Origin of the sequence: Novibacillus thermophilus, assembly GCF_002005165.1 — a bacterium.
Classification (GTDB): Bacteria; Bacillota; Bacilli; order Thermoactinomycetales; family Novibacillaceae; genus Novibacillus; species Novibacillus thermophilus.
In genome coordinates this window covers 2,169,639-2,181,273 of the sequence record NZ_CP019699.1, presented here as the reverse complement: position 1 = coordinate 2,181,273, position 11,635 = coordinate 2,169,639, and the positions used below count along the sequence as shown (strand labels likewise).

Below are 11,635 nucleotides of genomic sequence, written 5' to 3'. Positions count from 1 at the left end.
TTATATGGTAACCGTTACGATATACCCATTTTGTAGGCTTTATATGGGGCAGCGGGCATGATAGGCTGGGTTAGCCAAGCGATTTGCCTTGCCAACATCGCCCAATCGCGAGAAGTCATGTCCGCCGGGGCCCCATGTCAAGCCGTCGCCAGTGGTTTTCAGTTACAGGTTCCGTCTTCCGTTACTAGGCTTGGACTAACCAACCCTCTTGATTTCTTCAGCGAACTGATCATTTGGGCCTGGTATCTTAAGATTTTTCGGGGGAGCGTGTTACACCAGTTCTCCACATAGTGTATGAGGGTGTCATCGATCTCCTCCAAGGCTTTTCCTTTCGGTATGAACCGCCGGATAAGGCCGTTATGACGTTCATTTGTTCCCCGTTCACAGGATGTGTAGGGATGCGTGTAATAAACCGCTACACCATCTTGGTGAACTGTCTGTGTGAGTTCACTGAATTCCGAACCATTGTCTGAGGTAATGGTTTTGAAGACAGAGGAGAACCTGTCCCCGTAAAGGCTTTTGAGTGATTGGACCGCGTTATGGACGCTTTCCACGGTCTTCTGTCTGATCTTGAGGATGTGTTCTTTACGGGTCTTCCGTTCAGTCAATGTCAGAAGGGCTGCCCCTTTCTTACGATTTCCTAGCACGGTGTCGATTTCCCAATGGCCAAATTCCTGGCGCTCCTCAATGTGAGCGGGTCGTTCTTCAATGCTGGCTCCTAGAATCTTTTTGTGCTGTCTTATGCGCTTCTTTTTCGTCTGTCGCGTGACCTTTAGGGGGAGATCGATATTCTTCACCGGCAGCAGGCCAAGATCAATGTAATGGTACAAGGTCTTGGTACACACCGTGGCTTCAAATAACTGATTGGCCTTCACATAACCGCAGACGGCATCGGGAGACCAATGGTCCAGTTGCATCTTTTTCACGGCGAAATGGATAAATGCAGTGGCTTTCATAAGTTTGTACTTCGCACCACAACGGGAACGATTCTTCTCGTAAACGGCTTGTCCCGTTTCAGGGAAATACGTTTGATATTCCGTGAGATCCGATTTCCGTTGTGTGACGGTGCCGCGTTTCAATTCGCGAGAGATGGTCGACTTATGGCATCCAATCACATCTGCAATTTCTTGTAAGGTTTTTCCTTCGCCACGAAGGGCATTAATTCGCCCGCGGTCATAAGGCGTGAGATGTGAAAAGGTACGCTCCTTTGTGTTATCATGGGAGTGAGCCATCGGTAATTCCTCCTGTTATGAGGGTTTTCGTCGACTTAATCATAACGGAATTACCATGGCTTTTGTTTATCCCGAATTTCGAATGTGGATAACATCAGCTATTTCTAGCATTACCCACATGGAAACAAACAGTAAAAGTGGAAACTAAACTTGTCCTTTCGATGGGGTTTCTTGTTCTTGGGATACACTTTCCCCCTCCCCACACAAGCGGGCTCGGTTATTTCCATGTAAAAGTTTGGATAGGCATTATTGTAGGAGAACCACCCGTTCTTCCATGCGCCGCCAACTGTACTCATTTTGGAAGGCTGCCGCGATTTTTAGAATGACTTGGCGACTGCGATAGATGATCGTACCAGGGACATGGAAAAACTCCTTACGAAATCGTGCAATGGTATAGCGGCGATGAACCGGTTCACAGCAGTCCATCTTAAAACGCTCGAATACATTGTAGGCCAACAGCTTCAGCAACAGATCGATTTCATTGGCTTTAAACGAATCTGTCGGAATACGGTGAATCGAAAAGCCGTGCTTCACTTCTTTGATGTAGTTCTCCATGCACGCGCGCTGATTGTAAAAACGCCAAATGTCGATGGGCTCCCAATCCAAATTGGTCACGATTGCTTCGTAATCCCAAAGAAAGTCGAATTGGAGTTGATCACCATCGTAGCGTTCGGCTTTCCTGATGACGACCACCATTCGAGCCTTTTTCCAAGAAGTGGCTTTGTACACTAAACAAAGGCCTTCGATGATGACGTCTCCGTCCACATAGCGTTTCCAATGAGGACATTTGGCGACTTCTTTGGCTAACCGATGCGTCCATTTGAGTTTGCCAACGTAGCCGATCTGTTTGCCTTCCCAAAAACTATAGAAGGTTTCGCCGCCGAATCCTTTGTCGAATCGGGCATACTTGACTTTACACGATTTAGGAAGACGTTGAAGGGTTTCCTTCGCGAAAGTATGGGCATTGCGGGAACAATGCGTATTGCCTGAACGCAGTTCGGCATTAAGGTAAAGACGGGACTTTCCTTCAAAGGCGATGAGTGGTTGGAAGCTTTTACGTCCGGGCTTTTGAGCGTTTGTCCCAACTTCGGCCCCTTCCTGATTCCCGTACACCGTCTCAACGGTGGAATCGAGGTCGAGAATGCATTCGTCGGATAGGCAGGGAGTGATGAGATCAAGGTTTAATGCCTTCAAGTCCCGACGGATCGTGGGCATGGAGACAGCAGCGCGGCACAGTTCTTTATACAAAAGAGTGTGATGGGGACAACGTCCACCTAAAAATCGACGTACCAGCGAATCGTCTCGCAATGAGCGGAAATGGAATATACGTTCGCAACCCAGTAGCCATCCGACTAAAAGGTACATCAAGATCTTGAAGAACGGAAAAAGCGTATTCCGGCCTTTCCCGCAACCTATCTGACGAAAAGCGTCTTCCAGTTTGATTTTTTCAAGGTACGCAAGCAAGGGTTTACTCCCTGCGTGTGAGGTTGCATTCTTTAGCGTGAATTCTGTTTTCATTTTGGCGATGTTTGTGGTAGACTTCACCTAACGGGTGCCCCTCTCTTTGGGTTTTGTTGTTCGTTCAAACACCATTATACCAAGGATTGGAGCACCTTTATTACTGGATCAAGCAACTTTACTTTCGAAATTCAGGTTTATTTCTTTTGTTGCATTTCATTTTACAATGAGCGTTTAAAACCGTTGTACCATTGATAGATAAGTTACGTTGTGACGGAAGCGAGGAAAATATTACACATGCGAGAGAAGATAGGTATTTTGACAATCGGGCAATCTCCCCGCACCGATATGACCCCCGAAATGCGAGCATACCTTCCGGAGCATATCGGCGTTGTCGAAATGGGAGCCCTTGACGGACTTTCAGAGACTGTACGAAAACCGTTAGAGCCCGGGGAAGAGGATATCACACTGGTTTCTCGTTTGCATAACGGGCGTTCGGTAAAAGTTTCCGAGGAAGCGATACTGCCACTGTTGCAGGAAAAGATAAGAGCATTGGAAGCGGCGGGAACAAAGACCACCATACTGGCGTGCACCGGTTCTTTCCCTCCGTTAGACAGTCGGTATCCGCTGTTGTATCCCGACGCATATTATACCATTTCATCTCAGGGGTACTTCCCAAAGGCAAACTGGGTATCATTGTACCGCTACCGGAACAAATCGATCAAACTCGACACAAATGGAAAAAAGCCGGCCTCGACCTGGCTGTTGCAGCCGCGTCTCCTTATGATGAGGAAGCCGATTTTGAGAAGGCCGCTGCGGTTTTTAAAAGAGGAGAACGTGGATATAATCGTGTTGGATTGCATGGGGTACAGCGAAGAGATGAGAGATAGAGTGAAGCGAATCGCCGATTCCCCGGTTGCCTTGTCACGCAGCGTTGTCGCCAGAGCGGCAGCGGAGTTGGTGTAAAAGTTACACACATACACTGAAACGGGAGAAAGTGTTTTCTTTACGCTCTTAATCCCCTTGAAGACCCTAATTTTAACCCCCCTGTGACAATGCGCTGCCACAGGGGGTTAATAAGGCAAATTTAAAGTCTATTGCCACTTCTGAATCAAATTATTAGCAGCAGCCTTGAGAACCTTATAAGCTTCCTCAGAAATCAGCTTGTTTTCTCTCTGATGGTCAAGCAGGTGTTTAAAACTCTTCATGTGTTTGACCACTTTTTCGGCTGCCCCTTGCTTCTCATAAAGATCCACTGAAGTTAAATGGATTTTTAAGGAGCGGGCCGTACGCTCGTCCTCGAATGCTCCTTGTTCTTCGAATTTCTCGACAAGTACCTTTATGTCAGCTGCACTTACATCAGCAGAATCTCCCGATACCGGACTCAGCTTATAGCTGTACGAATACGGTTGATCAGCATCGAGCGTAAATTCCGGATGCGGTCTGGCGCCCCAGCTGTTGTCACCGCCCAACCCCATTTGCTTGTAGTTGAGCCGCAACGTAATCTCGTCCCGTTTGGTCAGTTTATACGGGTGTGACACGCTGTCCAAGTCGTGGGGGGTGTAGTGCAACGCATTGACTTCAATGAGTGGCAGTCCTTCTGCCTTCAGGCCGACGCCCTGTTCATTCGTCAGGGTGACCCAGCGGACGTCCGTCTTGTTCCCCGTCTCTTGTGGTTCCAGGTAAGGAACGTACTGTTCGTCTACTGTTCCGCTGTAGACGCCGACGAAAGCACCCGTCTTTCTGTCCCAGTAGTTCTCATGCGGTCCTCGGCCGTACCACGTGATCGTTTCAAATTCTTCCGGCAGGGTGAGCATCATCCCGACTTCCGGAATTTCGGGCAGATTCTCTCCCGGCTCCAATGTACTGTCGACGACGATGTCCCCGCTGCCGTATACCGTATACGTGACGGTGTACCGGGATTCAGCCGTCGTCGGCAAGGTTGCATCGACTTTGATTTCAACTACTTTGGACCCTTTCTCTGAGACAGTCACGTCTTGGATGTCCCAATTTTGTCCCGCCTCGCGCCACGTCCGTGTCCGGCCGGGCATGCCGTTCCCTTTGTCGTTATCATTCGGAGCCCTCCAGAAATTCGGGGTGGGTCCTTCTTTTATCAGCTGGGTGCCTTGATACGCATACGAGGAAATGGTTCCTCTTTCTTTGTCAAATGCTAGGACAAAATCGTCCCCTTCAACCGTCACCCTATCCTCCTCATCCGCAACGTCCACCGGGCCCATCTCTCCTTCGTCGACGACCGGTTTCTCAGGGACGACATATGGGATCTCAAGCTGTTCCCTGGCCACTTCGTGCCCTTTTTCCGCCCACGAAGTGGTGTCAGGCAAAGTAAAGCTGATCGTTAACCAGTATTCAGCTCCCGGCTTCAGTTCCGGCTGTTCAAAGGGGATGGTCACCACTTTGCTTTCACCCGGGGCGATATCCAGCCGGGGCATCGGCTCCTCTTGCAGCGTCTCCCCGTCCTCTGCCACGTTCCACGTCACGTCGAAGGCGTTTAAGTTCGTGAAGAGGAAATCATTCTGGATTTCAACCTTCCCTCGTTCCACGTCTACCGGTTTGACTTTTATATTTTGGTAAACTTTTTTCACTTCCCATAGTTCCGGCTGCACCGTTCGGTCCGGGAACACTGCTCCATTGACGCTAAAGTTTCCGTCATTCGGGTGGTCTCCCCAGTCCCCGCCGTACGCGAAAAACTCTTTCTGTTCGTACTCAAATTCGTCAAAACGATCGAAATCCATCCACAACACCGTATGTTCGTCCGGTGTGCGCTGATCGTCGTTCAGTTCTTCTGCTGACAACGCCCGATTGTAGATGCGTACTTGATCGATGGCCGCACCAGTCAGGCGTTCTGTATGTTCGGAGTTGCGCCCGATGTTGACCGGGAAGCCGTTTCGGTTGACGACACCGGAAAATGTTTGCTCCGCTTTCAGCTCGCCGTCGATGTACAGTTTCAGAACACGGCCGTCAAATACGCCTGCCACGTGGTGCCAGTTGCCGTACCAGTCGTCCGGAGCTTTCGCTTTGGCGACGACCCACTGATCGCTGTACACGAAGAACTCGATTTCGCCATTGGGGTTTTGTTTGATCGCAAACTGGGTATCCCCTTCGTCACAAAAGGACTGTGCGTACGTGTCGGCTCCGGTTTGACCCACGCTTCCAGCGTAAACGCGTCCGTCAGATCCAGTTCCGGTGCATGTGGAAGTGTCACGTATCCTTGAATCCCGTTACCGTTCACGCCGTCGACAATGTCGCCGAATAGTTCACCGGTGAGGTTGCTCGCGCTTTCGTCTGGTGTCTCGTACTTTTTCGGAGTAGGCCAGCGCAAGGCTTGATCGACCCAATCCCAAATAAATCCGCCCTGGAGATTGGGGTACTCCTCAAACACTTCCCAGTATTTGTACAGGTTCCCGATGCTGTTTCCCATGGCATGGGCGTATTCACACAAGATTAACGGCTTCGTATTGCCTGATTTCCCGTAATCTTCAACGAAGGAGACACTCGAGTACATATGGCTTTGAACGTCAGTCCAACGGTTGTCTCCTTCGTAGTGAATGAGTCGAGTCGGGTCCGCTTCTTTCACCCACTCGGCCATATGTTTAAACGTGTCGCCGGCGCCAGCTTCATTCCCTAACGACCAGATCAATACGGAGGGGTGATTTTTATCCCGCTCCACCATGCTTTTTAAGCGGTCGAGGGACGCTTCTCGCCAACGGGGGTCACTGGCCGGGACACGATCTCTAACGCCGTGTGTTTCTAAATTGGTCTCATCGATGACGTACAGGCCGTATTCGTCAGCGAGCTCATACCACCTCGGGTCGTTCGGATAGTGGGAAGTCCGCACGGCATTCACATTGAACTGCTTCATCAGCTTAATGTCTTCGATCATGCGCTCTTCGCTGAGTGTTCTTCCCGTGTCCGGATCGATCTCGTGCCGGTTAAAACCTTTAAACATGATCGGTTTGCCGTTGATTTTCATTTGTCCGTCTTCCAGTTCGAACTCGCGGAAACCGACCCGCGTGCTCACGGTCTCAATCAGTTCACCAGACGTGTCTTTCAGACTTAAGACGAGGGTGTACAAATTGGGGTTTTCTGCCGACCATTTAAGCGGATTTTCCACAAACTGATCCAATTCGACGGATACTTCTTGTTCACCGTCAAAGGTGGCGTCCATCACCATGGGCTCTTCAAATACAGGATGTTTTTTCGCGTCGTACAGCATCGCTTCCACTGTGTGCGCGTCCGCCTGATTCTGACTGTAGTTCCTCACATCTACACTCACTTGCAGCGTCGCATCTTCATACGCTTCATCCAAATCGGTCCTTACTGTAAAATCCCGCATGTGGACCTTCGGGGTCGAATACAAGTAGACGTCCCGGAAGATGCCGCTCAGTCGAATGAAGTCCTGGTCTTCCAGCCAGCTGCCGTCAGACCAGCGGTACACTTCAACAGCCAGTGTATTGTCTCCCTCCTGGACATACTCGGTGATGTCGAACTCCGCCGGGGTGAAACTGTCTTCGCTGTATCCGACTTTCTCCCCGTTTACCCACAAATAGAAAGCGGATTCAACCCCCTGGAACGAAATAAACACTTGACGTCCGTCCCAGTTTTTGGGAACGGTGAAGGTTTGGCGGTAGGAACCGACCGGATTGTAAACCGTTGGCGCTTGCGGCGGTGACGGATTTTCGTAACCGGTCCACGGATAAGTGATATTGGTGTATATCGGGTAATCGTACCCTTCCAACTGCCAGCTGCTGGGAACGGTAATGGTGTCCCAGCTACTATCGTCGTAATCGGTTTCATAAAAGTCGACCGGCCTGGACGCAGGGTTCTCAGACCAATGAAACTTCCACTCCCCGTTGAGGGATTGGTAAAAAGGAGAGTTTTCCCGTTTCCCTTCCAATGCCCGTTCGACAGTGTCGTACGGCATTAACGTAGCATGTGCTGGCTCTCTATTCACCTGGAAAATTTCGGGATTGTTGTTCCACTCCACGTCATCGTTTCCTTCCTGGGCGAAGCCCGGCATTCCGAAGGTAGACACCACCAGTACAAACAACAAAGCGATAAGCAAGCTTTTTCGACCCATTGAAAACGCTCCTTAACCTTTATTTTTTGGCAGGCAACCTTCTGAATCCATCAGCAAACTGACCACATCACTCTCTATGACGGACAGCCCTCCTTCCTCTTTGTCCTAAAGATGAGTATCATTCTAAGCAAATTCTATCAATTGTATCAGATTGATTGCGATATAAAAGCTATATATTTTTTTGCGATTTGCTTCACATTTTTGCGGCGGGGAAAATTCTAGTTTTTTTCACCTTTATTTTTTCACAATCAGCAAAATGTACGGAGATGTCGGCGGGGCGTTGATGTGTGCGTACTTGGAGACGACATACGAGGAATGGGAAAGTTGACTCACGTACGCCTCCACGTCAGCCGCTTCCTGCTCACCACCAGCATGGCCGCGGTACAAGACGATGACGACGGCGCCGCCTGACTGCAGAAGGGACAAGGCAGCGGCAACAGCTTCACACGTGGTGGCTCCCTGCGTGACGATCTCTCTGTCCGAACCAGGCAAGTAGCCGAGGTTGAATACGACGGCTTTCACTGGGGTGTTCAGCTTTGAGATGTCGGTGTGTGTCGTGTGGTGTAACCGTACGCGATGGGAGAGGTTGTGGTCTTTCAGACGCTCACGCGTATTCTCAATGGCTTCACGCTGAACGTCGAACGCGTGGACGATACCAGCATCCCCCACTTTTTGCGCCAAAAAGAGGGTGTCGTAGCCGTTTCCGGCTGTCGCGTCAATGACCGTGTCTCCCTCTTGAACGTACTGGGCGAGGAACAAGTGGGCCATGTCCGTCATGCGTAAAAACCCCATCTTCACCCTCCTCGACGCCTGTTTTTTCAGCCGCAACGGCGACGTGAAAATCTTGTGATGGTGGATAACGGTTCCGAATGTTTGCCGTTCTCCGGGAGGCAACATATGAACATCAACTGTTACACACCCTTCACGACAATGGCCCTGACAGCAACTGGACCGTGGACCCCGATGCTCAGATCGTTTTCGATATCTGACGAACGACTCGGCCCGGTGATGAAGTGAACAGATGACGGCAACTCCCGTCCTTGAACACGCTGTAGCGGTTCAAACACCTCACCCATCCGCGAGACAATTTGCGACTCTTTCATGAGGGCGACGTGTATCGCGGGCAGCAAGCTGACCGAGCGCGGTTGCTTGTCCGTCGTAAAGAGGACAATCGTGCCTGTATTGGCCACGGCGTACTGTACGGTGGTGATCCCGATGTCCGCCTTTTTCGCCATGTCCATAAAGTCGGGGGCAGCGGGGTCGGAGTACACCTTCTCACTTTCCCACAGACAATCGAGTTCCCATCCGCCATAGACATCCCGGTGCCACGTGACGACGACCTGAGACTCAGCCACGACGCGCTGCAAAACGTGCCGAGTTTGTCCGATGTGATCAACGACATCGACGTGTCCGCCGAGGGCAGACAGTTCCTCGCAAAACCGTGCCACCTTATCCACAACTGCCCCTTCGCCGAACGGTTCTTCCCGGTAAAACGAAGGGACACCGCGCACGTCCCGGGCCGGCGGCGTCGTTTGGCGCGGGCGCCCCAAGCGGTCGGCTATGTGTTGCAAAAAGTCTTCACGATTCACGGGCATCACCTGCATCTTTCCCATGCAAATCCTTGACACGGTCCTCCGAAACGTCCGACCCTTCTTTTTCCAGTTCTGCCCATATGTCCCGGAACGAACGGGCCGGCGGCTCCGGCAAGTGCCGGTGATCCGTCCAGCCTTGGAGCGGTCCGGTAAAGGGCCTTGCCCACTCCATGCGCGACCCGTCTCCCACGGTCGCCCGCTGCAGTTTACGCGCCACTTTGCCGCCGGCGCTGTAAGTTGAAGCGGAACTGAACGCCTTGCCGTACAGGCGAAAGGCCAGCTGCTCCCCTTTGGACGTTTCCCCCTTTTCCACCTTGCGCCGCCTCAAGTGGACGAGCATGTCGTGGAGGGGAATTTTCACCGGGCAGGCGTCGTAACAGGCGCCGCACAAACTGGAGGCGTAGGGCAACTCCTCTGCCTGTCCGTCGTCCTGGCGCAAGAGCGGAGTGAGGACAGCGCCGATCGGACCGCTGTACGGAGAATTGTACGTATGTCCGCCAACTTGACGGTAAACGGGGCACACGTTTAAACAAGCACCGCAGCGAATGCAGTGGAGCACTTCTTGAAATTCCGGATCTCCTAATTGATGTGAACGGCCGTTGTCCAAAATGATGACGTGCAAATCCTCCGGACCGTCGATTTCCCCTTCCCGCCGCGTGCCGCTTAAAACCGACATGTAAACCGTCAACTTCTGTCCCGTCGCACTGCGGGGGAGCAAATTCGCCATCACCTCGAGATCGTCCCAGGACGGCAATATGCGCTCCATCCCCATCGTGACGATGTGTGTTTTCGGCAATGTGGTCACCATGCGGGCGTTCCCCTCGTTGCTAAAAATGACGATGGAGCCGCTTTCGGCAATGGCAAAGTTGCAGCCGGTCATGCCGATTTCCGCCTGTTGAAACTTTTGGCGCAGCGTGCGGCGGGCAAAGCCGGCCAGCACTTCCGTCTCTTCTGACAGCGTCTCTCCGCCTTGTCGTTCAAACAAGTCTTTAATTTGGTAGCGGTTTTTGTGAATAGCAGGAATAATGATGTGGGACGGTGTTTCGTCGGCCAGCTGCACAATCCACTCCCCGAGGTCCGTCTCCAAACATTCAATGCCATGGGCTTCAAAATGGTCGTTGATGTGCAATTCTTCCGACACCATCGATTTCGACTTCACCGTCAGTTTCGCCTGCTTTTCTTGTGCAATGCGGAGGGCGATCTCCCGTGCTTCCGCTGCATCTTGCGCAAAGTGAACGTGACCCCCCAGCGCTTCCACGTTGCGCGTAAACTGGTCGAGATAGTAGTCCAAGTACGCGATGGTGTGGGCCCGAATCTGCCGTCCGCGTTCACGCCACTCTTCCCACCGGCCAAACGCTTCCGTACTCTCCCGCTTCTTGCCGCGCAGCCGATCGGTGGTAAACTTGACCGCCTGGCGCAAAAAATCGTCGGACAGCGCTTGGGATGCCCGCTCTCGCAGCGTCGCAGCCGTCGTCTCGTCACTCACGTCTGACCCTCCTTCACGACGGACGTCCGTCCGTTCTCACTGGCAGTGTACAGCAGTTCCGAAAGGTGCATCGCCTTAATCCGTTCGCCCCGCCGCTTCAAGTGTCCGGCGATGTTCATCAGACATCCCATATCCGTCCCGACGAGGTAAGACGCCTCCGTTTCCATCACGTGATCGGCTTTTTCTTCGACCATCGCCCCGGACATCTCACTCATCTTCACAGCGAACGTCCCGCCAAACCCGCAGCAGTCTTCTGCATGCGGAAGGGGAACGAGCTCAATCTCGCTTATACTTTTGAGGAGGCTCATCGGCTCATCTTTCACCCCAAGCAGGCGAGAGCCGTGGCAAGACGGATGGTACGTCACCCGGTGGGGAAACACCCCCCCACGTCTATGACACCGAGCACATTGACCATAAACTGGGAGAACTCGTACGTTTTGTCGATAAGCCGCCGGACACGCTCCAGAAGCTCCGTGTCGTCCCGGAACAGTTCAGGGTAGTAGTGGTGAATCATGCCGACACACGATCCCGAGGGACTGACGACGTAGTCGGCATCGTCGAACGCGTCCAAAAGCGTTACCGCCACTCGACGTGCCTCATTCACGTAACCGCTGTTAAACGCGGGCTGACCACAACACGTTTGCGTTCGTGGAAAATCGACCGTACACCCGTGTCGCCGCAACAGACGGACGGTCGCAACGCCGACATTGGGGAAAAATTGATCGGCGAGGCAGGTGATGAACAGGGAAACCTTCAAATTAACCTCTCC

General features: G+C 52.0%; 6 protein-coding genes and 3 pseudogenes. 1 reads left to right on the top strand and 8 read right to left on the bottom strand.

All coding sequences use genetic code 11. The features are described 5' to 3' along the window. Positions 1–195: 195 nt before the first annotated feature. Together B0W44_RS10700 and B0W44_RS10695 are read right to left on the bottom strand one after the other, a co-directional pair. Positions 196–1,232, bottom strand: a pseudogene (locus B0W44_RS10700) (IS30 family transposase). Positions 1,233–1,478: 246 nt separating this feature from the next. Beyond that, a complete protein-coding gene (locus tag B0W44_RS10695; RefSeq protein ID WP_077721187.1) occupies positions 1,479–2,750 on the bottom strand; it encodes an IS1380 family transposase in 1,272 nt (423 codons plus the stop codon). A 237-nt stretch (positions 2,751–2,987) separates the two neighbouring features. On the opposite strand from B0W44_RS10695, the gene B0W44_RS10690 reads away from it, so the two are divergent. Next, a complete protein-coding gene (locus tag B0W44_RS10690; protein ID WP_077720025.1) occupies positions 2,988–3,656 on the top strand; it encodes an AroM family protein in 669 nt (222 codons plus the stop codon). Positions 3,657–3,784: 128 nt separating this feature from the next. Here B0W44_RS10690 and B0W44_RS18575 read toward each other — a convergent pair whose 3' ends face one another. The 6 genes and pseudogenes from B0W44_RS18575 to B0W44_RS10665 all read right to left on the bottom strand — a co-directional run bounded on the left by B0W44_RS18575 (position 3,785) and on the right by B0W44_RS10665 (position 11,623). Further along, complete coding sequence (locus tag B0W44_RS18575; RefSeq protein WP_228440999.1) at positions 3,785–5,857, bottom strand: beta-galactosidase small subunit-related protein; 2,073 nt, start codon at positions 5,855–5,857, stop codon at positions 3,785–3,787. A gap of 158 nt (positions 5,858–6,015) precedes the next feature. Beyond that, positions 6,016–7,728: pseudogene (locus B0W44_RS18570) on the bottom strand (glycoside hydrolase family 2 TIM barrel-domain containing protein); the annotation flags it as partial. 294 nt (positions 7,729–8,022) lie between these two features. Next, positions 8,023–8,580, bottom strand: a complete 558-nt coding sequence (gene mnmM, locus B0W44_RS10680; RefSeq protein ID WP_169835534.1) for a tRNA 5-(aminomethyl)-2-thiouridylate-methyltransferase MnmM — start codon at positions 8,578–8,580, stop codon at positions 8,023–8,025. 119 nt (positions 8,581–8,699) lie between these two features. Further along, a complete protein-coding gene (locus B0W44_RS10675) occupies positions 8,700–9,401 on the bottom strand; it encodes a LutC/YkgG family protein (RefSeq protein ID WP_077721350.1) in 702 nt (233 codons plus the stop codon). Further along, positions 9,367–10,866 (bottom strand): LutB/LldF family L-lactate oxidation iron-sulfur protein, encoded by a 1,500-nt coding sequence (locus B0W44_RS10670; RefSeq protein WP_077720023.1) that lies wholly within the window; start codon positions 10,864–10,866, stop codon positions 9,367–9,369. Before B0W44_RS10670 ends, B0W44_RS10675 begins: the two co-directional genes overlap by 35 nt. Beyond that, a pseudogene (locus tag B0W44_RS10665) lies at positions 10,863–11,623 on the bottom strand ((Fe-S)-binding protein). Before B0W44_RS10665 ends, B0W44_RS10670 begins: the two are co-directional and overlap by 4 nt. Positions 11,624–11,635: the final 12 nt, after the last annotated feature.